At 54.8% G+C, this 26,873-nt stretch carries 23 protein-coding genes and 5 tRNA genes; 18 read left to right on the plus strand and 10 right to left on the minus strand.

All coding sequences use genetic code 11. The annotated features are described in order from the left end of the window. Window positions 1-56: 56 nt before the first annotated feature. The gene (locus tag L3069_RS01095; protein WP_038415051.1) at window positions 57-1,676 is read left to right on the plus strand and encodes an ABC-F family ATP-binding cassette domain-containing protein; all 1,620 of its coding nucleotides are present in this window, start codon (window positions 57-59) and stop codon (window positions 1,674-1,676) included. Between the two features lie 38 nt (window positions 1,677-1,714). Here L3069_RS01095 and L3069_RS01100 read toward each other — a convergent pair whose 3' ends face one another. Continuing rightward, window positions 1,715-2,002, minus strand: a complete 288-nt coding sequence (locus L3069_RS01100; protein ID WP_003860776.1) for an HTH-type transcriptional regulator — start codon at window positions 2,000-2,002, stop codon at window positions 1,715-1,717. Between the two features lie 330 nt (window positions 2,003-2,332). Here L3069_RS01100 and L3069_RS01105 point away from each other — a divergent pair, with 330 nt between their 5' ends. Both L3069_RS01105 and cspA read left to right on the plus strand, forming a co-directional pair. Beyond that, window positions 2,333-3,043 (plus strand): DUF3053 domain-containing protein, encoded by a 711-nt coding sequence (locus L3069_RS01105; RefSeq protein WP_023299059.1) that lies wholly within the window; start codon window positions 2,333-2,335, stop codon window positions 3,041-3,043. Window positions 3,044-3,286: 243 nt separating this feature from the next. Continuing rightward, complete coding sequence (gene cspA / locus L3069_RS01110) at window positions 3,287-3,499, plus strand: RNA chaperone/antiterminator CspA (protein ID WP_003860775.1); 213 nt, start codon at window positions 3,287-3,289, stop codon at window positions 3,497-3,499. A 58-nt stretch (window positions 3,500-3,557) separates the two neighbouring features. Here cspA and ghrB read toward each other — a convergent pair whose 3' ends face one another. The 6 genes from ghrB to L3069_RS01140 all read right to left on the minus strand — a co-directional run bounded on the left by ghrB (window position 3,558) and on the right by L3069_RS01140 (window position 9,588). Next, on the minus strand, window positions 3,558-4,532 hold the full coding sequence (ghrB, locus tag L3069_RS01115) for a glyoxylate/hydroxypyruvate reductase GhrB (protein ID WP_022646684.1): 975 nt from the start codon (window positions 4,530-4,532) through the stop codon (window positions 3,558-3,560). Window positions 4,533-4,558: 26 nt separating this feature from the next. Then, window positions 4,559-5,839, minus strand: coding sequence for an MFS transporter (locus L3069_RS01120; protein WP_001089079.1), 1,281 nt, complete (start codon window positions 5,837-5,839; stop codon window positions 4,559-4,561). Between the two features lie 117 nt (window positions 5,840-5,956). Further along, complete coding sequence (locus L3069_RS01125) at window positions 5,957-6,895, minus strand: sugar kinase (RefSeq protein WP_038415053.1); 939 nt, start codon at window positions 6,893-6,895, stop codon at window positions 5,957-5,959. A 3-nt stretch (window positions 6,896-6,898) separates the two neighbouring features. After that, window positions 6,899-7,648: a sugar phosphate isomerase/epimerase gene (locus L3069_RS01130; RefSeq protein ID WP_100167765.1), complete on the minus strand. Its 750-nt coding sequence runs from the start codon at window positions 7,646-7,648 to the stop codon at window positions 6,899-6,901. 102 nt (window positions 7,649-7,750) lie between these two features. Beyond that, on the minus strand, window positions 7,751-8,767 hold the full coding sequence (locus L3069_RS01135) for a LacI family DNA-binding transcriptional regulator (RefSeq protein WP_023305241.1): 1,017 nt from the start codon (window positions 8,765-8,767) through the stop codon (window positions 7,751-7,753). Window positions 8,768-8,925: 158 nt separating this feature from the next. After that, window positions 8,926-9,588: an OmpA family lipoprotein gene (locus tag L3069_RS01140; RefSeq protein WP_022646688.1), complete on the minus strand. Its 663-nt coding sequence runs from the start codon at window positions 9,586-9,588 to the stop codon at window positions 8,926-8,928. A 122-nt stretch (window positions 9,589-9,710) separates the two neighbouring features. Between L3069_RS01140 and L3069_RS01145 the strand changes: the two genes are divergently transcribed. Next, window positions 9,711-12,080, plus strand: a complete 2,370-nt coding sequence (locus L3069_RS01145) for a molybdopterin guanine dinucleotide-containing S/N-oxide reductase (protein ID WP_051979809.1) — start codon at window positions 9,711-9,713, stop codon at window positions 12,078-12,080. On the opposite strand, the gene L3069_RS01150 is transcribed toward L3069_RS01145, so the two are convergent. Together L3069_RS01150 and tag are read right to left on the minus strand one after the other, a co-directional pair. Beyond that, window positions 12,049-12,489: an N-acetyltransferase gene (locus L3069_RS01150; protein ID WP_022646690.1), complete on the minus strand. Its 441-nt coding sequence runs from the start codon at window positions 12,487-12,489 to the stop codon at window positions 12,049-12,051. The genes L3069_RS01145 and L3069_RS01150 overlap by 32 nt on opposite strands. Next, window positions 12,467-13,048 (minus strand): DNA-3-methyladenine glycosylase I, encoded by a 582-nt coding sequence (gene tag / locus L3069_RS01155; RefSeq protein WP_022646691.1) that lies wholly within the window; start codon window positions 13,046-13,048, stop codon window positions 12,467-12,469. The genes L3069_RS01150 and tag overlap by 23 nt, the downstream gene beginning before the upstream one ends. Window positions 13,049-13,208: 160 nt before the next feature. On the opposite strand from tag, the gene L3069_RS01160 reads away from it, so the two are divergent. From L3069_RS01160 to dppF, 9 genes are all read left to right on the plus strand, one after another. Beyond that, window positions 13,209-13,751, plus strand: a complete 543-nt coding sequence (locus L3069_RS01160) for a lipase (RefSeq protein ID WP_038415055.1) — start codon at window positions 13,209-13,211, stop codon at window positions 13,749-13,751. Between the two features lie 236 nt (window positions 13,752-13,987). Then, complete coding sequence (locus L3069_RS01165; RefSeq protein ID WP_023299065.1) at window positions 13,988-15,190, plus strand: MFS transporter; 1,203 nt, start codon at window positions 13,988-13,990, stop codon at window positions 15,188-15,190. A 239-nt stretch (window positions 15,191-15,429) separates the two neighbouring features. Continuing rightward, the gene (gene eptB, locus L3069_RS01170; protein ID WP_022646694.1) at window positions 15,430-17,124 is read left to right on the plus strand and encodes a kdo(2)-lipid A phosphoethanolamine 7''-transferase; all 1,695 of its coding nucleotides are present in this window, start codon (window positions 15,430-15,432) and stop codon (window positions 17,122-17,124) included. Window positions 17,125-17,215: 91 nt separating this feature from the next. Next, a tRNA-Pro gene (locus L3069_RS01175) sits at window positions 17,216-17,292 on the plus strand. Window positions 17,293-17,913: 621 nt separating this feature from the next. Next, the gene (gene dppA, locus L3069_RS01180) at window positions 17,914-19,521 is read left to right on the plus strand and encodes a dipeptide ABC transporter periplasmic-binding protein DppA (RefSeq protein WP_022646695.1); all 1,608 of its coding nucleotides are present in this window, start codon (window positions 17,914-17,916) and stop codon (window positions 19,519-19,521) included. Window positions 19,522-19,682: 161 nt separating this feature from the next. Next, complete coding sequence (gene dppB / locus L3069_RS01185; protein WP_022646696.1) at window positions 19,683-20,702, plus strand: dipeptide ABC transporter permease DppB; 1,020 nt, start codon at window positions 19,683-19,685, stop codon at window positions 20,700-20,702. A gap of 9 nt (window positions 20,703-20,711) precedes the next feature. Beyond that, window positions 20,712-21,614 carry a dipeptide ABC transporter permease DppC gene (gene dppC / locus L3069_RS01190; protein ID WP_022646697.1) on the plus strand — a complete coding sequence of 301 codons (903 nt, stop codon included), beginning with the start codon at window positions 20,712-20,714 and terminating at the stop codon, window positions 21,612-21,614. 10 nt (window positions 21,615-21,624) lie between these two features. Further along, the gene (gene dppD / locus L3069_RS01195) at window positions 21,625-22,608 is read left to right on the plus strand and encodes a dipeptide ABC transporter ATP-binding protein (protein ID WP_010426220.1); all 984 of its coding nucleotides are present in this window, start codon (window positions 21,625-21,627) and stop codon (window positions 22,606-22,608) included. Beyond that, the gene (gene dppF / locus L3069_RS01200; RefSeq protein ID WP_022646698.1) at window positions 22,605-23,603 is read left to right on the plus strand and encodes a dipeptide ABC transporter ATP-binding subunit DppF; all 999 of its coding nucleotides are present in this window, start codon (window positions 22,605-22,607) and stop codon (window positions 23,601-23,603) included. Before dppD ends, dppF begins: the two co-directional genes overlap by 4 nt. Before the next feature lie 43 nt (window positions 23,604-23,646). Here dppF and coaA read toward each other — a convergent pair whose 3' ends face one another. Continuing rightward, window positions 23,647-24,597: a type I pantothenate kinase gene (gene coaA / locus L3069_RS01205; protein WP_032622068.1), complete on the minus strand. Its 951-nt coding sequence runs from the start codon at window positions 24,595-24,597 to the stop codon at window positions 23,647-23,649. Between the two features lie 317 nt (window positions 24,598-24,914). On the opposite strand from coaA, the gene L3069_RS01210 reads away from it, so the two are divergent. The 5 genes from L3069_RS01210 (at window position 24,915) to tuf (ending at window position 26,659) form a co-directional block, all read left to right on the plus strand. Further along, window positions 24,915-24,990 (plus strand) — tRNA-Thr (locus L3069_RS01210). Window positions 24,991-24,998: 8 nt separating this feature from the next. After that, window positions 24,999-25,083, plus strand: a tRNA-Tyr gene (locus L3069_RS01215). A 116-nt stretch (window positions 25,084-25,199) separates the two neighbouring features. Further along, window positions 25,200-25,274 (plus strand) — tRNA-Gly (locus tag L3069_RS01220). Between the two features lie 6 nt (window positions 25,275-25,280). Further along, a tRNA-Thr gene (locus L3069_RS01225) sits at window positions 25,281-25,356 on the plus strand. Between the two features lie 118 nt (window positions 25,357-25,474). Beyond that, entirely contained in the window at window positions 25,475-26,659 is a 1,185-nt protein-coding gene (gene tuf / locus L3069_RS01230) for an elongation factor Tu (RefSeq protein WP_022646700.1), read from the plus strand. The last annotated feature ends 214 nt before the right edge of the window (window positions 26,660-26,873 follow it).

The raw sequence follows: 26,873 nt of genomic DNA on the forward strand, positions 1-26,873 counted from the left end.
CCTTGCTCAACGCATCGCGTCGGCAGGGGATGTTTTGATTTCATTCAGGAGTGCTTATGGCTCATTTTGCGCAATCCCCCTCTTTTATTTTGCATCAGGTCACCTGTCAGTTTGCGACGGGCGATATCCTTTTTGGTCCACTGAATCTTTCTCTGGATGCGTCAGTGTGTGCGCTGGTTGGCCGCAACGGCAGCGGTAAAACACGCCTTCTGCGTCTGCTGGCAGGGGTTGATGGACCCGCCAGCGGTCACATTGAGCGCTTTGGTACACACGTCTATGTGGCGCAGCAGCAGGATATTTCTGCGGATACGACTCTTGCCGGACTGCTTGGTTACGACGCGATCTTTGCGGCGCGCACGCGCATCGACGGCGGTCATTATGAACCCGACGATCTCGACACGCTCGATGGTTACTGGGATCTGGCTGAACGGCTAAGCCAGGCTTTTATCGCTGCAAAACTTCCCTCTTTTGAGCCGAACAAACGCGCGGCAGAGCTAAGCGGCGGCGAGCGCATTCGTGCCTTGCTGTGCGGTGCATTCACCGCGGATGCTGATTTCCTGCTGCTGGACGAACCGACCAACCACCTCGACAGTCAAGGCCGCGTGTGGTTCTACGAGCAGCTTTCCCGGTATCAGGGCGGGGTGCTGGTGGCCTCTCACGACCGTGAGTTGCTGGCCCAGGTACCGCGTATCCTTGAACTGAGCGCGTTGGGCTTGCGCAGCTACGGCGGGAATTATGCTGACTATCGAACCCAGCGTGATGCTGAGCAGCTGGCTGCCCGCGCCGCGCTGGAGCATGCTGCCACCGAACGCAAGCGTACCCGCGCCCGTATGCATAAAGAGCATGACGACAGCCAGCGTCGTTCGGCCAAAACGCTTCGCACGGTCGACAGCCTTAACATCGCCTCGTTTGAACGGGTCAAATACAAAGGGGCGGCGAAAGAGCGGATTGGTTCCTGGAAAAAACAGCATAGCGATCAAAATCATGCCCTGAACGCTGCGGTTCACCAGGCACGCGAGCGGGTTGAAGAGGATAACGCGGTGATGTTTACCCTGCCGGGCAGTGAAATCCCGGAAGGAAAACAGGTGCTGGTGCTGGAAGAACTGGTGCTTCCGCACGTGCCTGTCTCCCCGATAAACTGGCGAATGGATGGCCCGATGCGCGTGGCGCTACGCGGGCCGAACGGCTGTGGGAAATCCACGCTGTTGAAAGTGATGTTGGGCGAAACCGCCCCTGTTACGGGAACCTGTAAGGTCTCCGTCAGATGTGCTTATCTCGATCAGCATCTTTCCCGGCTGGATCTGTCGCAGTCGGTGATGACACACCTTAGCCTGGGCAATACGCCGCTCGAAGAGGGGGCGCTGCGTACCCGTTTAGCGCAGCTTCAGCTGGGCGCGGAGAAAGTGACACTTCCACTGGCCGATCTAAGCGGCGGCGAGCGCCTGAAGGCCGCGCTGGCCTGCGTATTGTGGCGTGAAGCGGCAACGCAGCTGTTGCTTCTGGATGAGCCGACCAACCACCTCGATCTGGCTTCCGTTCAGGCCATTGAAGCGGCCCTGGCCGATTATCCCGGCGCGCTGCTGGTGGTGTCGCACGATGAAGCGTTTTTAGCAGGATTAAAGCTGACGCATGAGCTGGTGTGGGAAGAGTCGGGATGGCGATGTGAAAGCCTCTAAACACAAGCCCCCGCAAGGGCGGGGGCAAACAAACTTTATCAGGCTAACTGCTTGCGAAGGTCAGGGTTTGCCTGGATCAGGCGCATCAGCTTTAGCTCGGCTGGGGTAGGTTTTTCACGCTTTGACTCCCACTCCAGCACCATCGCTACGCTGACACCCATCGCTCTTGCGAATTCATCTGTTTTCAGGCCCGACCCTTTGCGTAAACGCTCAAATTCACTAAAAGGATTGGACTTTTGATTCAGGGTAACCGTCGGCGGTACATCTTTAAAAATAATCTGTTCCAGGCTGCTCAGCAGCTCAAACTCAGGATCTTTTAATTCCATTGAGAACTCCTCATAAATCACACATCGGGATCATGAACATCAGAGAGCATGTTAAGAATAGTCCCTAAACCAAACACAGGATCGTCACGGTTGTGATTAATTGTGCGATAACGATCGCTTTACCCGTTTCAGCTATATGGATAGTTATGCTAATTACCTGATTAATCATATGTAGGGATGCACAGGTATTTTTTTGTAAATAGTCAGTACAAAAACGGCAATACCCGTTTTGCATGAAAACTCTATCTTGCAAGGCTGACCTGGACTATCCTTGTCAGCGTTGGGCACGCGTGTGCCGGTGTGCGCTTTTTGGGTGAAAGGAGTAATAAAATGGCGACAGGAAAGTCCTGCTCTCGCTGGTTTGCGCCTATTGCGGCGTTGTTGATGGTTGTTAGCCTGAGTGGGTGTTTCGATAAAGAAGGTGATCAGCGCAAAGCGTTTATCGATTTTTTACAGAATACAGTGATGCGTAGCGGCGAGCGTTTACCAACGCTGACTGCGGATCAGAAAAAACAGTTTGGTCCATTCGTGTCGGATTACGCCATTCTGTATGGCTATTCACAGCAGGTAAGCCAGGCGATGGATTCGGGCATTCGCCCGGTCGTGGATAGCGTCAATGCCATTCGCGTTCCACAGGATTATATGACCCAGCGCGAACCGCTGCGCCAGTCCAACGGCGCCCTTGGGGTGCTGAGCCAGCAGTTGCAAAATGCTAAAATGCAGGCTGATGCGTCGCGCTCCGCGTTGAAGCAGGACGAGGATCTCAAGCCGGTTTATGATCAGGTGTATGAGAAAGTCGTGACCAAGCCGTCAAACGCCTTGCAACCGCTGATCCCGGCGGCGCAGGTCTTTACTCAGCAGCTGGTTCAGGTGGGTGACTTTATTAATGAGCAGGGTACGCAGGTGAGCTTCGTCTCTAACGGTATCCAGTTCCCGACCTCCCAGCAGGCGAGTCAGTACAATACGCTGATAGGGCCGCTGGCGTCCCAGCATCAGGCCTTTAGCCAGGCCTGGAGCGCAGCGGTCGCTGCAACGGAATAAGAAAAACCCCCGCTTCGGCGGGGTTTTTTTATGCATGATGAAAATAACGCTTGTCATTCTTCTACCATATCGGTATAACTATCTTCGTCGGTTTGTTACACAGACCTAAAGCAGTTTAGTAAAGCAGTCCAGATTGTTATCCATAGATACCCTTCGTAGTGACCCTTCCTTCATCGCTTAAAAATCTGTAACGCAATCCATCAAGCCGGAAGGCACAATATATTTGTTAATAAGGTAATTTCTATGTCTGCTAAAATGACTGGTCTGGTAAAATGGTTCAACGCTGATAAAGGTTTCGGCTTCATCACTCCTGACGATGGCTCTAAAGACGTGTTCGTACACTTCTCTGCTATCCAGAACGATGGCTACAAATCTCTGGATGAAGGTCAGAAAGTTTCCTTCACCATCGAAAGCGGCGCTAAAGGCCCAGCAGCTGGTAACGTTGTAAGCCTGTAAGCTTCCAACCCAGTAGCACAAAATTCAAAAACCCGCCTTCTGGCGGGTTTTTTCGTTTCTACTGTTGTATCTGCGGGTTAACGCAGTTCTTATCCACTTTACCGCCGAGCGCGGCAATCAGATTATCCACGGCGGTCGCCGCCATGTTGTAGCGTGTTTCGTGAGTTGCAGAGCCGATGTGGGGCAGGGCGACGACGTTTGGCATGTTCAGTAGCGGAGAATCCACCGGCAGTGGCTCCTGTTCAAACACGTCCAGACCGGCGGCGTGGATCTCACCGTTTTGCAGTGCCTCAATCAGCGCCTTCTCATCGACCACCGGGCCGCGACCTGCGTTGATGAAAATGGCCGATTTCTTCATCTTTTCAAACGCCGCCCTGCCGATGAGATGACGCGTTTCATCCGTCAGCGGCAGGATCAGGCAGACAAAGTCGGCTTCCTGCAACAACGTATCAAGCTCGCAGTAACGGGCGTTGAAACGTTCTTCAGCTTCAGCGTGATGACGGCGGGCATTATACAGAATGGGCATGTTGAAGCCGAAATGGGCGCGCTGTGCCAGCGCCAGACCGATACGGCCCATCCCAACAATCCCCAGCGTTTTGCCATGTACGTCCACGCCGAACCAGTCCGGGCCAATGCTTTTCGTCCATTCGCCCGCTTTCACGCGCTCAGCAACTTCCACCACGCGACGAGCAGTGCTGAGCACCAGCGCCATCAGCGTGTCGGCGACGGTTTCCGTCAGAGCATGTGGCGTGTGCATCAGCAGGATGTTGCGCGCGTTAAGCGCATCCACGTCGAAATTGTCGTAGCCCACAGAAACGGTTGAGGTTGCACGAAGCTTCGGCATTTTCTCCAGTAGCGCTGCATCCACCTTTTCGCTTGAACCCAGCAGGCCCTCGGCGCAGGCAAACGCGTCGGCGTGCTGTGCCACGGTTTGCGGGCTGAGGTTCTTTACCCGGGTAACGGTAAAGTGTTCCTCCAGGCGTTTTTGCAGATCTTCAGGCAGTGCTTTGTACAAAATGACGGACGGCTTCATGCTAATCTCCGTTGATTTAAAAGGATTCAGGCGTGGCGTGCGCCGACGGGTAGCTGTTGATTATTAGCAGGCTTAACGATCAGAGTAAGCCATACCGAGGCAAAAAGCGCCACCCCCATAAAGATGTAAGAAGCTGAAGGGCTGCCGGTGGCGCCGTTCAGATAGCCCACAAACCACGAGCCAAAGAACGAACCCAGCGCACCCATACTGTTGATCAGCGCCATCGCGCCCCCTGCGACGTTACGCGGCAGCATTTCCGGGATGATGGCAAAGAACGGACCATAGGGGGCATACATGGCCGCACCCGCAATCACCAGCAGCGTATACGAGGCCCAGAAGTGGTTCGCGCCTACGGCCCAGGAACCAATGAAGGCAAAAGCAGCGATCAGCAGGAGTGGCCAGACGAACAGCTTACGGTTTTGCAGCTTGTCCGATGCCCAGGAGACGATAATCATCGCGATGGTTGCAGCCAGGTAAGGCACTGATGACAGCCAGCCCACTTCCACCATGCCAAGGTTTTCACCGCCGCTGCGGATAATCGACGGCAGCCACAGAACAAAGCCGTACACGCCAATACTCCAGGTAAAATACTGTGCGCATAGCAGAATAACGTTCCGGGAGCGGAAGGCTTCGCCGTAGTTACGTACCGCTTTCAGCCCCTGCTGCTCTTTATCCAGCTGCGCCTGGAGTGCGGCTTTTTCGTCTTCAGAAAGCCATTTTGCCTGGGCTGGCTTATCTTTCACCAGCACCCACCAGCAGAAGGCCCAGATAATCGCGGGAACCCCTTCGATGATGAACATCTCGCGCCAGCCGAAGGACTGGATCAGATAGCCGGAAACCACCGACATCCACAGCACGGTGACCGGGTTACCGAGTATCAGGAACGTATTGGCACGTGAACGCTCAGATTTTGTGAACCAGTTGCTGATGTAAATCAGCATTGCTGGCATGACGGCCGCCTCAACCACGCCGAGAATAAAGCGAATAGCCGCCAGAGCAGGAATATTATTCACCACGCCAGTCAGCGATGCACATGCACCCCATAAGATCAGGCAGATGAAAATGAGCTTTCGCACGCTGCGGCGTTCAGCGTAAATCGCGCCGGGGATCTGGAAGAAGAAATAACCCAGGAAGAAGAGGGCGCCCAGCAGGGAGGAAACCCCTTTGGTGATCCCGAGGTCTTCGTTGATCCCGGCGGCGGATGCAAAACTGAAGTTGGCACGATCAAGGTACGCCAGGCTGTACGTGATAAACACGATTGGCATGATGTACCACCAGCGTTTTACTGCATTGGTCGAACTGTTCATAGGCTTGCCTCTGTTGTTGAGGTTGTTGCCGCCGTTGTCTGTAGGGTACACGGTGGCTTAATTATCTGGTGCGGATTGCTGCCCTCACCCTGGCCCTCTCCCGCAGGGAGAGGGAATTCAGACTCCGAGCTCTGCTCGTGTTGGTAATCCTTCGCTGTCGCCCTGCACCTGAATCGCCAGCGAACCAATTTTGTTGCCTCGCGCCACGGCCTGCGACAGCGGTTTGCCCTCCAGCAGGGCGCTGATGACCCCGACGGCAAACCCATCGCCCGCACCCACGGTATCGACCACGTTATCGACTTTTACCGCAGCGACGGCGCCTTGCTCGCCGTCGGCAGTTTTGAACCATGCACCGTCAGCACCGGTTTTCAGCACCACGGCTTTTACTCCTTTGTTGAGGTAAAAATCAGCAATGCCTTCCGGCGTGCTCTCGCCAGTGAGGATCATTCCCTCTTTTACCCCCGGCAGTACCCAGTCCGCCTGAAACGCCAGTCGGTTAAGTTTCTCAACCATCTCCGCTTCGCTTTTCCACAGCACCGGACGCAGGTTTGGATCAAAGGAGATCGTTTTGCCCTGCGCTTTCATTGCCGAAGCGGCATGATTGAGTAAATCGTACGAACTGGCCGAGAGCGCCGCCGCCACGCCGCTCAGGTGCAGGTGGCGCGCGGAGGAGAAATACGCGGCGTGATAATCATCCACGGAGAGATGGCTTGCCGCTGAGCCTTTACGGAAATACTCCACGATGGGATCGGTTCCATTTTCAACTTTAGATTTCAGCTGAAAACCCGTCGGGAAGCGTCCGTCGAGAGTCACGCCTGCGGCATCAATGCCCTCTTTTTTCAGCGAGTCGAGTACGAAATGGCCAAAGCTGTCATTTCCCACGCGGCTTACCCAGCCAACATTCAGCCCCAGCCGCGCAAGGCCGGTAGCAACATTCAGCTCAGCACCTGCAACGCGTTTGATAAAGTGCTCCACTGCGCTCAGCTCGCCTGTTTCGGTGGCGACAAACATCGCCATGGCCTCGCCGATGGTGATGACATCCAGCGTCTTGTGCATGGTTTACTCCTCGCGCAGCAGGTTGACGTAATGGCGGGTGACGGCGGTGAGATCCGTCCCTTCCAGCGGAAATTCGATACCGCGTGGCGCATCGGCAGGGAGTTGATTAAGCAGATCCCGCCAGCGAGAATCGGTCTGATCCGGCGCGACGGCGCGGAATTGCGCATTATGCGGGACCGCGGCCTTCACATGAATGTAGCTCACGGCGGGAGCCAACTGACGTGCAGCCTCTTCCGGGGAGTCGCCAACCCACAGCCAGTTGCCCATATCGAACGTCAGCGTGACCGGCAGCGCCATTACCCGGCATGCGGCTTTGAAGCGCTGCATCGGAGCGAGCTGACCGCAGTCGGTCTGGTCGTTTTCCACCACCAGCGTCATGCCGCTTTCATCCAGCAGTACGCGCAGGGCTTCAAGCGGTTGTTTGTCGCTGAAATGGCCCAGCGAGACTTTAAGCCACAGGGCGTTCAGGGTGCTGGCTTCGCTAAGGTAGCGCGGAAGATCCGGGTTGAGGGTTCCATCGGGCATAAACAGGGGGGCCGGGGCGGAGTAGCACGCCAGTAAACCCAGCAGTTCAATGGACTCGCCGAGCGCAGGCAGGGCCATTAACTCGTCGCTGCTGAAGAGCTCGCGGCGGATTTCAACGCCATCAGCCCCTGCGCCGGCAATAACGGGAAGCATCGCCCGTTGACCGCCTGCTTGTCGCACCTGATCCGCGCCATACGCGGCGGTGACCACCATAATTTTCCTGCTCATTTCCTGACTCCAGGGCGTAATCGATAGTATTACGCTAGATGGAACCGGTTCCAAAGAAAAGATCGGGATGCTGAATTTATGATCGCTGTCACGAAGGGGAATTTAACGGGCAGTAGAGCCGCGAACGATCAGCTCGCCAGAAAAAACCTGCTCGCGTACGGCGTCGCGTGTGCCTTCAATGCGGCGAACCACTTGTTCAACCGCGGCATAGCCGATCTGCCAGGTGGGTTGTTTGAGGGTGGTAATGCCTACGCCAGCAAGTTCAGCCCACTCCAGTTCATCAAAGCCGAGTAAGCCGATGTCGCTGCCCCAGTGCAGGCCAATGCGTTTAAGCGAGCGGGCAACCTGAAGCGTCAGCGCCCCGTTCGCGGAGATCACCGCTTTGCGCATACCCCGATGGCGGGTATGGAACTGGCGCAGGGTATTATCCAGCTGACCGGCTTCATGGAGGGAGATTTCGGCATTTTCGGCGATCACACCGGGATAACGCGCCAGCGTGGCACGAAATGCAGCCAGGCGGTCGCGGCGGGTGTTAACCATACCCAGCGGTTCGCTCAGGAACAAAATGGCTTCGAAACCCTGTTCAATCAGATGTTCGGTGGCAGTGGTGGCCGCCTGGGTGTTATCCAGCCCGACCACATCGCAGGCAAATTCCGGGATTTTGCGGTCAATAAGCACCATCGGCAGCGACGATTGTTGCAGGCGATTCAGTCCCTCTTCGCGCATCCCGACGGCATTGACCACGATCCCTTCCACCTGATAGCTGCGCAGCAGATCGAGGTAGTGCAACTCCTGATCAACTTCGTTATTGGTGTTACAGACCAGCGGGGTAAAGCCTTTCTCACGGCACGCCGCCTCAATGCCGCTGAGGACGTTAACGGAGTAAGGGTTGGTGATATCGGCGATGATGAGGCCAATCAGACGGGTACGACCCCGCTTGAGGCCGCGCGCCATCAGGCTGGGACGGTAGTCGAGATCGGCAATGGCCTGTTCAATTCGCGCCAGCAGCGCATCGGAAAGCAGGTGTTTCTCGCCGTTGAGGTAGCGTGAAATGCTGGTTTTACCGGTTTTGGCGGCTTTCGCCACGTCGCTGATGGTGGCCCGGGTTGGTTTGCTCATCGCTGATTTCCCTGAAATTAGTGAGAATACCTTAACGGGAAAATCTGGCGAATCAAGCAATTTGCCAGGTGGCGGTCTGATGCCCTCACCCCAACCCTCTCCCACGGGAGAGGGCGCAAACACTAAAAACGGCAACGGGGTTGCCGTTTTGCTTTTACCTACTGCACAGGGCTCAACGTAATCTCAACGCGGCGGTTCTGCGCTTTGCCTTCCGCCGTGCTGTTGCTGGCGATCGGGTTAGCCGGACCCATGCCGCTGGTGCGGATGCGGTTCGCTTCTACGCCCTGGGTGATCAGCGAGCTGGCCACGGAATCGGCACGCTGCTGCGACAGACGCATGTTCAGATCCTGGCTGCCGGTACTGTCGGTGTAGCCAATCACGTTCACGGCAGTTTTGTTGTACTCTTTCAGCACCGCGGCCACGCCGGTCAGGGTGTTCGCGCCTGCGGGTTTCAGCGTCGCGCTGCTGCTGTCAAAGGTCACGTTGTTTGGCATGTTCAGGATGATGTTGTCACCGCTGCGCGTCACGCTCACGCCTGTACCTTTCATTTTGTCACGGAGTTTTGCTTCCTGCACATCCATGTAATAACCCACGCCGCCGCCCAGGGCTGCGCCTGCCGCTGCGCCAATCAGTGCACCTTTACCGCGATCTTTCTTGGAGGAGGAGAGTGCGCCAACGCCAGCGCCCACCAGGGAACCAATACCCGCGCCAATGCCGGATTTACCCGCTTCGCGTTCGCCGGTGTAAGGGTTGGTTGTGCAGCCTGAAACAGCCAGTGCACCGCTCACCAGAGCGGCAATAACGAGTACGCGTTTTTTCATCTTATTTCCTTAATCCTTTTTATTCTTTGCCACGACGGACGTGGCAGTGGATTATGACGTCCGAATACGGAGAAAATTCAGTGTATAACTCTGAAATTTGTCACAAACGATAAACTGCCTCAATGAAAGGCCGTCATACCTGCACGCAACCAGGAGCGCACGCTTTGAGCACCTCAACAAAAACCATTCTGACCGCCGCCCACTGGGGGCCGATGCTGGTCGAAACCGATGGCGACACCGTGCTGTCGTCTCGCGGGGCTTTGCCTTCGCGCCATCTCAACTCTTTACAGACCGTCGTTCGCGATCAGGTACATAGCAAAACCCGCGTACGCTGGCCGATGGTGCGTAAAGGCTTTCTGGCGTCACCGGATAAACCGCAAGGTATTCGCGGGCAGGATGAGTTCGTGCGCGTGAGCTGGGACGATGCCCTGGCGCTGATCCATACGCAGCATAAACGCATCCGCGACAGCTATGGCCCGTCGTCCATTTTTGCCGGCTCCTATGGCTGGCGCTCAAACGGCGTGCTGCATAAGGCCGCAACCCTGCTGCAACGCTATATGAGCCTGGCTGGAGGATATACCGGCCATCTGGGTGATTACTCGACCGGCGCGGCGCAGGCGATCATGCCGTATGTCGTGGGCGGGAATGAGGTTTATCAGCAGCAGACCAGCTGGCCGCTGGTGCTGGAGCATACAGAGGTGGTGGTGCTGTGGAGCGCCAACCCGCTCAATACCCTTAAAATTGCCTGGAATGCGTCCGACGAGCAGGGCGTTTCCTACTTCGATGCGCTGCGCAAAAGCGGCAAGCGCATCATCTGTATCGATCCGATGCGTTCTGAAACGCTTGATTTCTTCGGCGACAGCGCCGAGTGGATCGCGCCGCATATGGGCACCGACGTGGCGATGATGCTGGGTATCGCCCACACCCTGGTGGAGAACGGCTGGCACGACACGGAATTTCTGACGCGCTGCACAACGGGGTTCGATAAATTTGCCGACTATCTGACGGGCAAAACCGACGGTATCGCCAAAACCGCAGAGTGGGCTGCGGCGATTTGCGGCGTTGATGCCGCTAAAATCCGCGAACTGGCAGCGTTATTCCATAGCAATGTCACGATGCTCATGTCCGGATGGGGGATGCAGCGCCAGCAGTTTGGCGAGCAGAAGCACTGGATGCTGGTGACGCTCGCCGCGATGCTTGGGCAGATTGGCACACCCGGCGGCGGTTTTGGCCTTTCCTATCACTTTGCCAACGGCGGCAACCCGACGCGTAAAGCGGCGGTGCTGGCGTCCATGCAGGGCTCGGTGCAGGGGGGCGTGGACGCTGTGGATAAAATTCCGGTGGCACGCATTGTTGAAGCTCTGGAGAACCCCGGCGGGTTTTATCAGCACAACGGTCAGGATCGCCATTTCCCGGATATTAAGTTTGTCTGGTGGGCGGGTGGGGCCAACTTCACCCATCACCAGGATACCAACCGCCTGATCCGCGCCTGGCAGAAACCGGAGCTGGTGGTGATCTCGGAGTGCTTCTGGACCGCGTCAGCGAAACATGCCGATATCGTTTTGCCCGCCACGACCTCGTTCGAGCGTAACGATCTCACCATGACGGGGGATTACAGCAACCAGCATATGGTACCGATGAAGCGCGTCGTGACTCCCCGGGATGAAGCGCGGGATGATTATGACGTCTTTGCTGACCTGAGTGAATTATGGGAAGCGGGCGGACGGGAGCGTTTCACCGAGGGCAAAACGGATCTGCAATGGCTGGAAACGTTTTACCAGATTGCAAGCCAGCGCGGGGCTGCGCAGGGCGTGACGCTGCCGCCATTTGCTGAATTCTGGGAGGCGAATCAACTCTTCGAAATGCCGGAAAGCGAGCAGAACGCGCGGTTTGTGCGCTTTGCTGACTTCCGTCGCGATCCGGAGAATAACCCGTTAAAAACCGAAAGCGGGAAGATTGTGATCCACAGCGAGCGCATCGCCAGCTTTGGCTACGCGGACTGCCCGCCGCACCCGGCGTGGCTGGAGCCGGACGAATGGCATGGCAATGCGCAGCCGGGGCAGCTTCAGCTGCTGTCTGCCCATCCTGCCCATCGTCTGCACAGCCAGCTCAACTATTCGGCTCTGCGCGAGCAGTATGCGGTGGCGGGTCGTGAGCCGATCGCGCTGAATAGCGACGATGCAAAGGCGCGGGGGATTAACGACGGCGATCTCGTTCGCGTCTGGAACGCACGCGGGCAGGTGCTGGCTGGCGCCCTGGTGAGTGACGGGATCCGCCCAGGCGTGTTCTGCATTCATCAGGGAGCATGGCCGGATCTGGCGCTGGACGAGGGCGGTATTTGTAAGAACGGCGCCGTAAACGTGCTGACCAAAGATCTCCCCAGCTCGAAGCTGGGGAATGGCTGTGCGGGGAATACGGCGCTGGCATGGGTGGAGAAATATGAGGGGCCGGCGCTTCCCCTTACGGCATTTGATCCGCCTGCCAGCTCATGATCCACGTCGGGTGTTGGGTATCATCCTGCCAGGCGCTGTCTTCGATGCGAAAACCCTGAGCATGATAGAAATTCACCGCCCGCACGTTTTTCTGATACACCTCCAGGGTTAAATACGGGTAGTGCTGCTGAACATAGTTCAGCAGCGCACGCCCGATCCCCCTTCCGATGAACGCCGGGGCGACAAACAACGCCCCCACGAACTGGAACTGCATGACGCTGATAAAACCGCACAGGGTACCGTTTTCCTCCCAGACCCAGGTCTCGGCGGCGGGAAGGTAATCATCCCGCACTACCGCTTCATTCGCTTGCCAGTAACTTGCGTCGATAAACGGATGCGCCTCGGTGGTGCTCTCCAGCCACAGACTCAAAAGCGGAGCGGTATCCTCACTTTGCCATTTGCGGATCATGGTGGCCCTCCGGGTGGCAGAAGCAGCCCTTAATGTGGTCATTGACCAGCCCGCAGGCCTGCATAAAGGAGTAGCAGATGGTGGTGCCCACAAACTTAAAGCCGCGTTTTTTCAGCGCTTTTGACAGGGCATCTGAGGCGGGGGTAGACGTTGGGATCTCTGCAAGCGTGGCGGCCTGCGTTACCTTCGGCTCGTTATCCACAAACGACCAGACAAAAGCTGAGAAGGGTTCGCCGTTTTGCTCCATCGCCAGATAAGCACGCGCGTTACCAATAATGGCCTGAATTTTACCGCGATGGCGGATGATACCGGTATCCAGAACCAGCCTTTCCACGTCTTCGTCGGTCATGGCGGCCACCGCAACCGGATCGAAATGGTGGAAGGCCTTGCGATAGTTCTCACGCTTTTTCAGAACGGTGATCCACGACAGCCCGGCCTGCTGGCCTTCAAGGCAAATCATTTCAAACAGTTTTTTACCGTCGGTTTCCGGCACGCCCCATTCCTTGTCGTGATAATCGATATAAAGCTGATCCTGGCTTACCCAGCCGCAACGTTGCATAGGTCATCTCCCTTCCTGATACGGTAAACGCAAAAATTTCAATCTGCCCGGCTTGACGTGTTTGCTAAAGAGACAATAGTTAATACAGGGCTATACGCCCTAATACCTCTTCGAACAATGACATATATCGCCGAACTCGGCTCTTTCTGGAGTCGCTTTGATGATGTTAAAAAAAATCAGTGGTCGCCATGCTGCTTCTGGCCTGGTGGGTGTCTCAGCCTGCCTGCTTATATGTAACACCGCTTTTGCGTGGCAACAGGAATATATCGTTTCAGATGCACAAAGTAATACGACGGAACGCTATACATGGGACGCCGATCACCAACCTCGTTATGAAGATATTCTCGCGGAGCGTATCAACCATTCGCAGAATGCTGCGGGCTTTGCCCTGAACGACCCATCCGGTTCAGATGCGGAAACCGTTCTGAGCGTTGGCTGGAATTTTCCCGTGGCGGGACATTTTACCACCGGCCCCGTCATGGCGTGGCGCACTGATGGCGCTCCCCCTGCAACGGTGAACGCATTTGGTGAGGCAACTACCACGCAGCCGCTTACCGATCCCCTCTGGCATGCCAGCGTGAACTCGTTGGGGTGGCGCGTTGATACGCAGTATGGTGATTTACATCCCTGGGCGAAGATCAGCTACAACCAGCAGTCGGAGGAAGAATATTTGTACACCCTGGGCTTAAGCGCCAAATTTTAGGGTTGTTACTTTTTTAAACGCTGCGGTAACATATTTAATACAATAACGGCGCGGGCTGTGGTGATAGTGGTCACTCACCTTTAAGCGTTTTCTTTTCCGGCAAGGTCATTCATTCCCGCTTCCAGGCATTTCATTCCGTATCTCCTGCATTTCATGCCGTTTTACCCCTGGCGTTTTGGGGTTTTGTTTATCGTGTCCTCAGCGAACTTCCTTAATTTCTCTTGCAGGACACTGCCATGAACACATCAACTTATAACCGCACGCGTTGGCTGACGCTTTTCGGCACCATCGTTACCCAGTTCGCACTGGGCTCGGTCTATACCTGGAGCCTGTTTAACAGCGCCCTGTCCGATAAGCTCGGCGCACCGATAAGCCAGGTGGCATTCTCCTTCGGCTTGCTGAGCCTTGGATTAGCGATTTCCTCTTCCGTGGCGGGCAAACTTCAGGAGCGCTTCGGCGTGAAGCGCGTAACCATGGCCTCCGGGATCCTGCTGGGCGTGGGCTTCTTCCTGACGGCACATTCAAACAACCTGATGATGCTGTGGCTAAGCGCCGGGGTGCTGGTGGGTCTGGCGGACGGCGCAGGTTATCTGCTGACGCTGTCTAACTGCGTGAAGTGGTTCCCGGAGCGTAAAGGGCTTATCTCCGCGTTTGCCATTGGTTCATATGGCCTGGGCAGCCTGGGGTTCAAATTCATTGACTCCCATCTGCTGGCCTCGGTTGGGCTTGAGAAAACCTTTATGATCTGGGGCGTGATTGTGCTGGTAATGATCCTCTTCGGCGCCACGCTGATGAAAGATGCGCCGCAGCAGGAAGTGAAAACCGTTAACGGCGTGGTGGAGAACGATTTCACCCTCGCTCAGTCCATGCGTAAGCCGCAGTACTGGATGCTGGCGGTGATGTTCCTGACGGCCTGCATGAGCGGTCTGTATGTCATCGGTGTGGCGAAAGATATCGCGCAGGGGATGGTAAAACTGGACGCGGCGACGGCGGCAAACGCGGTAACGGTCATCTCCATCGCTAACCTCTCGGGTCGTCTGGTACTGGGTATCCTGTCTGACAAAATCGCCCGTATCCGTGTGATTACGCTGGGGCAGGTCATCTCCCTGGTGGGTATGGCAGCACTGCTGTTCGCTCCGCTGAACGAGGCGACATTCTTTGCAGCAATTGCCTGCGTAGCCTTTAACTTTGGCGGCACTATTACCGTCTTCCCGTCACTGGTGAGCGAGTTCTTCGGCCTGAACAACCTGGCGAAAAACTACGGCGTCATTTATCTCGGCTTCGGTATCGGCAGTATTTGCGGTTCACTGATTGCCTCGCTGTTTGGCGGCTTCTACGTGACCTTCTGCGTGATATTCGCTTTGCTGATTATTTCGCTGGCGCTGTCCACCACGATCCGTCAGCCGCAGCGCGAACTGTATAAAGAAGCGCATGTATGATGCGATGAAAAGAGGCCGCAGGGCCTCTTTTATTTATTTCTAAATCGCTTCCGGACTTGCTATTTTGTAAAAATCTTCATCGATTCACATTCTCTGCTGCCACTTTTCTTCCCTGCTGTGGTCTACTTATCGCGCTTGTAGACGTTTCTGATAACGGTTTCTCTCGCATCTACTTACTCTGTCTGCTTTCTCACTGAGATTCGGCGGGTTTTTATACCCCTTCCCCCAGGGTTGTTTGCATGAAATATATTAGGTCTCTTACCCAGCAAAGATTGTGTCTGATGCTGGCTGTCTATATCGGTTTGTTTCTGAATGGCGCGGTGCTGTTCAGACGAGTGGAAGGTTATTTCGAACACCTCACTGTAAGAAATGGAATTTTTGCCGCGATTGAAGTGTTTGGCTCAATTCTGGCGACCTTCTTCCTGTTACGCCTGCTCTCTCTCTTTGGCCGTCGTACATGGCAAATTCTGGCCTCGCTGGTGGTGATTATCTCCGCCGCCGCAAGCTATTACATGACATTCATGAACGTGGTCATTGGCTACGGTATTGTGGCCTCGGTGATGACCACGGACATCGACCTCTCGAAAGAGGTGGTGGGTCAAGGGTTCATCCTGTGGACGATTCTGACCTGCCTGATCCCGCTCTTCTTTATCTGGAGTAACACCTGTCGCTACACCCTGTTACGCCAGTTGCGTACCCGGGGACAGCGCATCCGCAACGTCGCCGTCGTTCTTCTGGCGGGTCTGCTGGTATGGGCGCCTATTCGCCTGATGGAAAAGCAGCAAAAACGGATCGAAAAAGCGACAGGCGTGGATATGCCAAGCTACGGCGGCGTGGTGGCTAACTCGTACCTGCCGTCTAACTGGCTGTCGGCGTTAGGTCTTTATGCCTGGGCTCAGGCGGACGAATCCAGCGATGTGAAATCGCTGATTAACCCAACCAAAAAGTTCACCTACCAGGCTCCGGCTGACGGGCTGGATGATACTTACGTGGTCTTCGTTATCGGCGAAACGACGCGCTGGGATCATATGGGTATTCTCGGTTATGACCGCGATACCACCCCGAAACTGGCGCAGGAAAAGAATCTGGTGGCATACCGCGGCTACTCCTGCGATACCGCCACGAAGCTCTCGTTGCGCTGTATGTTTGTTCGCGAGGGCGGTGCGAGTGATAACCCTCAGCGCACTCTCAAAGAGCAAAACGTGTTTGCTGTTCTGAAGCAGCTTGGATTTAGCTCCGATCTGTTCGCCATGCAAAGTGAGATGTGGTTCTACACCAACACCATGGCGGATAACATCGCCTACCGCGAGCAGATTGGCGCCGAGCCGCGTAACCGCGGAAAGAACGTTGATGACATGCTGCTGCTCTCTGAGATGGAACAGTCGCTGAAAAACCATCCGCAGGGTAAGCACCTTATTGTTCTGCATACCAAAGGGTCACACTACAGCTACTATCAGCGTTACACGCGCGATTTCGCCAAATGGACGCCTGAGTGCGTCGGCATTAACAAGAACTGTAGCAAGCAGGAGTTGATCAATGCCTATGATAACTCGATTCTGTATGTGGATACCTTCCTCAGCCGGGTGATTGACCAGCTTCGCGATAAGAAAGCGATTGTGATCTACGCGGCCGACCACGGCGAGTCCATCAACGAGAAAGAGCATTTACACGGTACGCCGCGTAAGCTGGCGCCACCAGAGCAGTTCCGCGTGCCGATGATCATGTGGATGTCGGACAAGTATCTGGAAAACCCGGACAAAGCCAAAATGTTTGCCCACCTGAAACAGCAGGCAGAGATTAAGGTACCGCGCCGTCACGTTGAGCTGTACGACACTATTATGGGCTGTCTCGGCTATACCTCACCGAACGGTGGGATTAACGAAAACAACAACTGGTGTAAACTCCCTGATAACACCACAAAAGCCGCGCAGTAGCTGGTCTGGCGAGAATATCGCCAGTTGAATGGCTTTTTGAAAATAAGGGATTGACGAGGGCGCACCTCAGCAGTAAGATGCGCTCCGCATTCGGCGAGTAGCGCAGCTTGGTAGCGCAACTGGTTTGGGACCAGTGGGTCGGAGGTTCGAATCCTCTCTCGCCGACCACATTCTAAAAAGGGCTAACCGCAAGGTTAGCCCTTTTTGCATTAACGCGTTACCCCACAGGAGTCCTCAAAATACCCCTTAGCCCTGCTTCCCCCTGCCTGCTTGCGGTTTTGTGACATAATCCATTGTATTTTTTTATATATAGTTTGATCTTTTTTCGCGTTGCTTATGGATAACCTCAGCATTTTTCGCTGTGCGTTTTAACGTTCGCGGTATTTAGTGCTCAGATAATCACCATTCTGTAAGAAAATTTACCCATTCTGAATAAAACTTAATCACTGGGTGTTGCGAAATAGGGAGGGGTTTGTGCTGCAACATGGCGAGTAGCATAAATTTCTCTGCTGAAAACTGGCATTCAGAGTTTTTTTAATCTTTGTTTGCGGTTTCTCACACTCCACGTAAATCCCCGCCACCTGTATTGACGTTTTCACATTCTGTTGACAGATTGTAGGGCACGAGGGGCATTTCAGGGAGGATCTGCGCTGCAACTCAAACGCTCTTCTGAAAGGATTCTCTATCCCTTTTAACGCCCTCGGGCATCACCGACCGGACCGGGTAAAAAATAAATAAAGGTCAGGCGGCGTAACACAACAAAGCAAAACATCACATTGGAGCACAATAATGAGTATTTCCTTGAAGAAGTCAGGGATGCTGAAGCTTGGTCTGAGCCTGGTGGCCATGACCGTCGCAGCAAGCGTACAGGCAAAAACCCTGGTTTACTGTTCTGAAGGCTCTCCGGAAGGCTTTAACCCACAGCTCTTTACCTCTGGTACGACTTACGACGCAAGCTCTGTACCGATCTATAACCGTCTGGTTGAATTTAAAACCGGTACCACGGAAGTGATTCCTGGCCTGGCTGAAAAGTGGGATATCAGCGAAGACGGTAAAACCTATACCTTCCACCTGCGTCAGGGCGTGAAGTGGCAGGACAGCAAAGAATTCAAACCTACGCGCGACTTTAACGCCGACGACGTAGTGTTCTCCTTCGACCGTCAAAAAAATGCCCAGAACCCGTACCATAAAGTGTCTGGCGGCAGCTATGAATACTTCGAAGGGATGGGTCTGCCAGACCTGATTGCTGAAGTGAAAAAAGTGGACGATAAAACCGTTCAGTTCGTGCTGACGCGTCCGGAAGCGCCATTCCTCGCTGACCTGGCGATGGACTTCGCCTCTATTCTCTCTAAAGAGTACGCGGACAACATGCTGAAAGCCGGCACGCCGGAAAAAGTGGACCTGAACCCAATCGGTACCGGCCCGTTCCAGCTGCTTCAGTACCAGAAAGATTCCCGTATTCTGTATAAAGCCTTCCCGGGCTACTGGGGCACCAAGCCGCAGATCGACCGTCTGGTCTTCTCCATCACGCCTGACGCATCCGTGCGTTACGCAAAATTGCAGAAAAACGAATGTCAGGTGATGCCGTATCCAAACCCGGCTGACATCGCGCGCATGAAGCAGGATAAAAATATCAACCTGATGGAGCAGGCGGGCCTGAACGTGGGTTATCTCTCCTTCAACACCGAGAAGAAACCGTTCGATGACGTGAAAGTGCGTCAGGCGCTGACCTACGCGGTGAACAAAGAAGCGATCATCAAAGCCGTTTACCAGGGCGCTGGCGTTGCGGCCAAGAACCTGATCCCACCAACCATGTGGGGCTATAACGACGACATTAAGGACTACACCTACGATCCTGAGAAAGCGAAAGCGCTGCTGAAAGAAGCGGGCCAGGATAAAGGTTTCACCGTTGAGCTGTGGGCGATGCCGGTACAGCGTCCTTACAACCCGAACGCACGTCGTATGGCGGAAATGGTTCAGGCTGACTGGGCGAAGATTGGCGTACAGGCCAAAATTGTGACCTACGAGTGGGGCGAGTACCTGAAACGCGCCAAAGCGGGCGAACACCAGGCGGTCATGATGGGCTGGACCGGCGACAACGGGGATCCGGACAACTTCTTCGCGACCCTGTTCAGCTGTGCGGCAGCGAAAGACGGTTCCAACTACTCTCGCTGGTGCTACAAGCCGTTTGAAGACCTGATCCAGCCGGCGCGTGCGACCGATGATCACAACAAACGTATCGAACTGTACAAGCAAGCGCAGGTTGTCATGCACGATCAGGCTCCGGCGCTGATTGTTGCTCACTCCACCGTGTACGAGCCAGTGCGTAAAGAAGTGAAGGGCTACGTGGTCGATCCACTGGGCAAACACCACTTCGAAAACGTGTCTGTTGAATAATAAGTAGGGTGTTCTCCCTCTCCCTGTGGGAGAGGGCAGGGGTGAGGGGCGTGCATGCATCCCCTCACCCTAACCCTCTCCCGAAGGGAGAGGGAATTTACATTTGTGAGCAATACAGACGTCACGCTACTGAGCGTGCGTCATCAGAGAGAATCCGGGTTATGTTGCAGTTCATCCTCCGACGTCTGGGACTGGTTATCCCGACGTTTATCGGTATCACCCTTCTCACTTTTGCCTTCGTCCATATGATCCCGGGTGATCCGGTGATGATTATGGCGGGCGAGCGTGGTATCTCCCCTGAACGTCATGCGCAACTGCTGGCTGAACTCGGCCTTGATAAGCCGATGTGGCAGCAGTACCTCCACTACATCTGGGGCGTATTACACGGCGATTTAGGGATTTCACTGAAAAGCCGTCTTCCGGTGTGGGACGAGTTCGTGCCGCGTTTCCAGGCGACGCTGGAACTCGGCATCTGCGCCATGATCTTCGCGACCGCGGTGGGGATTCCCGTCGGCGTGCTGGCTGCCGTTAAGCGTGGCTCTATTTTCGACCACACCGCCGTTGGCCTGGCACTGACCGGCTACTCCATGCCTATCTTCTGGTGGGGCATGATGCTGATCATGCTGGTCTCGGTGCAGTGGAACCTGACGCCGGTCTCCGGACGTGTCAGCGATATGGTTTTCCTTGACGACACCAACCCGTTAACCGGCTTTATGCTGATTGATACGGCGATCTGGGGCGAAGAGGGCAACTTCATTGATGCGGTTGCGCACATGATCCTGCCTGCAATGGTGCTGGGCACCATCCCACTTGCGGTGATCGTGCGTATGACTCGTTCCTCCATGCTGGAAGTGCTGGGCGAAGATTATATTCGTACTGCCCGCGCTAAAGGTCTGACCCGTATGCGCGTCATCATCATTCATGCCCTGCGTAACGCCATGCTGCCGGTGGTGACCGTTATCGGTTTGCAGGTCGGTACGCTGCTGGCCGGGGCGATCCTGACCGAAACCATCTTCTCCTGGCCAGGCCTTGGACGCTGGCTAATTGATGCGCTGCAACGCCGTGACTATCCGGTTGTGCAGGGCGGTGTATTGCTGGTCGCGACGATGATTATCCTCGTCAACCTGCTGGTCGATTTGCTGTACGGCGTGGTGAACCCGCGTATTCGTCATAAGAAGTAAGGGGCCATCATGTCACAAGTTACTCAAAATAAAGCGGTTACCGCACCGGTGCCAATGACGCCGATGCAGGAATTCTGGCACTACTTCAAGCGCAACAAAGGCGCGGTCGTCGGGCTGGTGTATGTTTCCATTATGATCCTGATTGCGGTGTTTGCGAACTTCCTTGCGCCGTATAACCCCGCGGACCAGTTCCGTGATGCGCTGCTCGCGCCACCGGCCTGGCAGGAAGGTGGTAGCCTGACGCACCTGCTCGGTACTGATGACGTTGGCCGCGATGTGCTGTCTCGTCTGATGTACGGCGCGCGCCTCTCTCTGCTGGTTGGCTGTCTCGTGGTGGTGTTGTCGCTGATCATGGGCGTTGTGCTTGGTCTGGTGGCGGGCTACTTCGGCGGCATCGTTGATAACGTCATCATGCGTATCGTCGATATCATGCTGGCATTGCCAAGCCTTCTGCTGGCCCTGGTGCTGGTCGCGGTCTTTGGTCCTTCGATAGGCAATGCCGCGCTCGCGCTAACGTTCGTTGCGCTTCCTCACTATGTCCGATTAACCCGTGCGGCCGTGCTGGTCGAGGTGAACCGCGATTATGTGACAGCATCTCGAGTGGCGGGTGCGGGGGCGATGCGCCAGATGTTCGTCAATATTCTTCCTAACTGCCTTGCACCGCTGATTGTTCAGGCGTCGCTCGGTTTTTCTAACGCCATTCTCGATATGGCCGCTCTTGGCTTCCTTGGCATGGGTGCGCAGCCGCCAACACCGGAATGGGGCACCATGCTCTCCGACGTGTTGCAGTTCGCGCAAAGCGCCTGGTGGGTCGTCACCTTCCCGGGTCTGGCGATTCTGCTGACGGTGCTGGCATTTAACCTGATGGGTGATGGTCTGCGTGATGCACTTGATCCCAAACTGAAGCAGTAAGAGGCACGAGATGGCGTTATTAAATGTAGATAAATTATCGGTGCACTTCGGCGATGAAGGCACACCGTTTCGTGCTGTGGACCGCATCAGCTATAGCGTAAATCAGGGCGAAGTGGTTGGTATCGTTGGGGAGTCCGGTTCCGGTAAGTCAGTGAGTTCACTGGCAATCATGGGGCTGATTGACTATCCCGGCCGCGTAATGGCGGAAAGCCTGGAGTTCAATGGTCAGGATCTGCAGCGCATTTCCGAAAAACAGCGCCGCCAACTGGTGGGAGCGGAAGTGGCGATGATCTTCCAGGACCCGATGACCAGTCTGAACCCGTGTTACACCGTGGGTTTCCAGATTATGGAAGCCATTAAGGTGCACCAGGGCGGTAACAAGCAAACCCGTCGCCAGCGCGCTATTGACCTGCTGACGCAGGTGGGTATACCCGATCCGGCATCGCGTCTGGACGTTTATCCGCACCAGTTGTCCGGTGGGATGAGTCAGCGTGTAATGATCGCGATGGCCATTGCCTGTCGTCCAAAACTGCTGATTGCCGATGAACCGACAACCGCGCTGGACGTGACCATTCAGGCGCAAATTATTGAGCTACTGCTGGAGTTGCAGCAGAAAGAGAATATGGCGCTGGTGCTGATTACGCACGATCTGGCGCTGGTGGCTGAAGCGGCACACAAAATCATTGTGATGTATGCAGGCCAGGTGGTGGAGACCGGGAGTTCACACGATATCTTCCGGGCCCCGCGTCATCCCTATACGCAGGCGCTGCTGCGCGCGCTGCCGGAGTTCGCGCAGGATAAAGCGCGTCTGGCCTCGCTGCCGGGGGTGGTACCGGGTAAATATGACCGTCCTCAGGGCTGTCTGCTTAACCCGCGCTGCCCGTATGCGACGGATAAATGCCGCGTCGACGAGCCGGAGCTGAACCTGTTAGCTGACGGACGTCAGTCGAAATGCCACTACCCACTCGATGATGCCGGGAGGCCAACACTATGAGTACGCAACAAATGCTGTTGCAGGCCATCGACCTGAAAAAACATTACCCGGTGAAGAAGGGCCTCTTTGCTCCTGAGCGCCTGGTAAAAGCGCTGGATGGTGTCTCCTTTACTCTCGAACGCGGAAAAACGCTGGCGGTGGTAGGGGAATCTGGCTGTGGGAAGTCCACGCTGGGCCGTCTGTTAACGATGATTGAAGTTCCGACTGGCGGCGAGCTTTACTATCAGGGCCAGGATCTGCTCAAGCACGATCCGCAGGCGCAGAAACTGCGACGTCAGAAAATCCAGATTGTGTTCCAGAATCCGTATGGTTCGCTGAACCCGCGAAAAAAAGTGGGGCAGATTCTGGAAGAGCCGCTGCTGATCAACAGCAACCTGAGCAAAGAGCAGCGTCGTGAAAAAGCGCTGGCGATGATGGCGAAGGTGGGCCTGAAAACCGAGCATTACGATCGCTATCCGCATATGTTCTCTGGCGGTCAACGTCAGCGTATCGCCATCGCCCGTGGTCTGATGCTCGACCCGGACGTGGTGATTGCCGATGAACCGGTTTCGGCGCTCGACGTATCCGTGCGTGCGCAGGTGCTGAATCTGATGATGGATTTACAGCAGGATCTTGGGCTGTCGTACGTTTTCATCTCCCATGACCTGTCTGTGGTTGAGCACATTGCCGATGAGGTGATGGTGATGTATCTGGGACGCTGCGTAGAGAAGGGGACGAAAGATCAGATCTTTAATAACCCGCGTCATCCATATACTCAGGCACTACTGTCTGCGACGCCGCGACTGAACCCGGATGACCGTCGTGAGCGCATTAAGCTGACCGGCGAGTTACCAAGCCCGCTTAACCCGCCGCCGGGATGTGCGTTCAACGCCCGCTGCCGTCGCCGCTTCGGTCCGTGTACGCAGTTGCAGCCACAACTGAAAGATTATGGTGGACAGCTGGTGGCCTGCTTCGCGGTCGATCAGGATGAAAACGGCGAAAAGCCGCATGCATAAAGGAAAAAACCGGCGATTAGCCGGTTTTTTTTACGTCTGAGATCTACTTCCGTAAACGAATCTGGTCAACGGCGTGTTTCTCACTCTTGGTGAGGATCAGGCTTGCACGTTCGCGCGTCGGCAGGATGTTCTCTTTGAGGTTGACGTAGTTGATCTCATTCCATAGCCCGGTCGCCACGTTGATAGCCTCTTCTTCAGAGAGCTGAGCGTAGTTGTGGAAGTAAGAATCCGGGTCGGTGAACGCCCCTTCACGGAACTTCAGGAAGCGGTTGATATACCAGCGTTGCAACAGATCTTCAGGCGCATCCACATAAATTGAGAAATCGACAAAGTCAGAGACAAACACGTGATGCGGATCGTGAGGGTAATCCATCCCGCTTTGCAGTACGTTTAAGCCCTCCAGAATCAGGATGTCGGGCTGCACCACCGTTTTGTCACCATCCGGGATGCGGTCGTAGATCAGATGCGAGTAGACCGGTGCGGTAACATTCGGCACGCCCGATTTTAAATCAGAGACAAACTTTACCAGGCGGTGCATATCATAAGAGAGCGGGAAGCCCTTCTTCTTCATCAGGCCGCGTTCTTTCAACACCTCATTGGGATGCAGGAAGCCGTCGGTGGTGATCAGCTCCACGCTGCGGTGTTCCGGCCAGCGGCTCAGCAGCGCCTGAAGCACGCGCGCGGTGGTACTTTTACCCACTGCCACGCTGCCCGCAATACTGATGATATAAGGAATACGTTGACCGTTCGTGCCGAGGAACTGTTCCAGTACGGCCTGACGACGCAAGTTGGAGCTGATATAAAAGTTAAGCAAGCGAGAGAGGGGGAGATAGATTTCTGCCACCTCTTCCAGGGAGAGATCTTCGTTTATCCCTTTTAGCCGTGCGATTTCACCTTCCGTCAGTGTCATAGGGACGGAGTCACGCAGGGCTGCCCACTGGCTACGGTTAAACTGAAGATAGGGCGTCATTAACGTTTGCTCTTTTTTGCTCATAAGCATGCTTCTGTGAACCATCACGAAACGGCGGGTGCGGGCTCATCACATAGTTAATTTTGGACAATGGGCAGGAGGTTAACACCAGATGAGAGGAATAATAAGAAAAAATATGGGAAAGCGATGCTTAACCGGGCAGGCATCACCCGGGGCTATAGCGTGCCGAAATCAGGCGTTCATGTTGGATTTTTAATCGCGAGCGGATGAATTTACAGCGGTTAGCCCTGGTTTCGAATAAAATGTGAGCGAAAGAACGTTTTATGCAATTTTTTAGTTGCATGACTGCGCAGGTCTCCATAGAATGCGCGCTACTTGATGCCGACTTAGCTCAGTAGGTAGAGCAACTGACTTGTAATCAGTAGGTCACCAGTTCGATTCCGGTAGTCGGCACCATCAAGTCCGGTGGGGTTCCCGAGCGGCCAAAGGGAGCAGACTGTAAATCTGCCGTCACAGACTTCGAAGGTTCGAATCCTTCCCCCACCACCACTTTCTGGCAGCGTCAACGCCGCCGGAGCTGGTTGGAAAAATTGACCAGCTCGAACAGAAAAGAGAGAAATCTCTTTTTTTGTTACAGAAAGAACTGGGTAGCCGAGTTTCAGGATGCGGGCATCGTATAATGGCTATTACCTCAGCCTTCCAAGCTGATGATGCGGGTTCGATTCCCGCTGCCCGCTCCAATACGTGCTGATATGGCTCAGTTGGTAGAGCGCACCCTTGGTAAGGGTGAGGTCCCCAGTTCGACTCTGGGTATCAGCACCACTTCACTTCTCCCTCCCTTTCTCTCTGTTTCAATGTAAATGTATTCAACAGTTCAGGCATTTTCGCCTGGTTGATGTGGTGATATCACCGATTTATCCGTGTCTTAGAGGGACAATCGATGTCTAAAGAAAAGTTTGAACGTACAAAACCGCACGTTAACGTCGGTACTATCGGCCACGTTGACCATGGTAAAACAACGCTGACCGCTGCAATCACTACCGTACTGGCTAAAACCTACGGCGGTGCTGCTCGTGCTTTCGACCAGATCGATAACGCACCAGAAGAAAAAGCTCGTGGTATCACCATCAACACCTCTCACGTTGAGTATGACACCCCGACTCGCCACTACGCACACGTAGACTGCCCAGGCCACGCCGACTATGTCAAAAACATGATCACCGGTGCTGCGCAGATGGACGGCGCGATCCTGGTTGTTGCTGCGACTGACGGCCCTATGCCTCAGACTCGTGAGCACATCCTGCTGGGTCGTCAGGTAGGCGTTCCTTTCATCATCGTGTTCCTGAACAAATGCGACATGGTTGATGACGAAGAGCTGCTGGAACTGGTAGAGATGGAAGTTCGTGAACTGCTGTCTCAGTACGATTTCCCAGGCGACGATACTCCAATCGTTCGTGGTTCCGCGCTGAAAGCGCTGGAAGGCGACGCAGAGTGGGAAGCGAAAATCATCGAACTGGCTGGCTTCCTGGATTCTTACATCCCAGAACCAGAGCGTGCGATTGACAAGCCATTCCTGCTGCCAATCGAAGACGTATTCTCCATCTCCGGTCGTGGTACCGTTGTTACCGGTCGTGTAGAGCGCGGTATCATCAAAGTTGGTGAAGAAGTTGAAATCGTTGGTATCAAAGAGACTGCGAAGTCTACCTGTACTGGCGTTGAAATGTTCCGCAAACTGCTGGACGAAGGCCGTGCTGGTGAGAACGTTGGTGTTCTGCTGCGTGGTATCAAACGTGAAGAAATCGAACGTGGTCAGGTTCTGGCGAAGCCAGGCTCAATCAAGCCACACACCAAGTTCGAATCTGAAGTGTACATTCTGTCCAAAGACGAAGGCGGCCGTCATACTCCGTTCTTCAAAGGCTACCGTCCACAGTTCTACTTCCGTACAACTGACGTGACCGGTACCATCGAACTGCCAGAAGGCGTAGAGATGGTAATGCCAGGCGACAACATCAAGATGGTTGTGACTCTGATCCACCCAATCGCGATGGACGACGGTCTGCGTTTCGCAATCCGTGAAGGCGGCCGTACCGTTGGCGCGGGCGTTGTTGCTAAAGTTCTCGGCTAATCGCTGATAACATTTGACGCAATGCGCAATAAAAGGGCATCATTTGATGCCCTTTTTGCACGCTTTCACTTCAGAACCTGGCTCATCAGTGATTAATTTTGTCATAATCATTGCTGAGACAGGCTCTGCGGAGAGCGTATAATACGAAAAGCGAATAGCATTTCGATTGGTTTGCCTCGCACTCGCGGGGTGAAAATGTTTGTAGAATACTTCT

The sequence above is a fragment of the Enterobacter cloacae complex sp. ECL411 genome (assembly GCF_021869665.1).
Taxonomy (GTDB): Bacteria; Pseudomonadota; Gammaproteobacteria; order Enterobacterales; family Enterobacteriaceae; genus Enterobacter; species Enterobacter intestinihominis.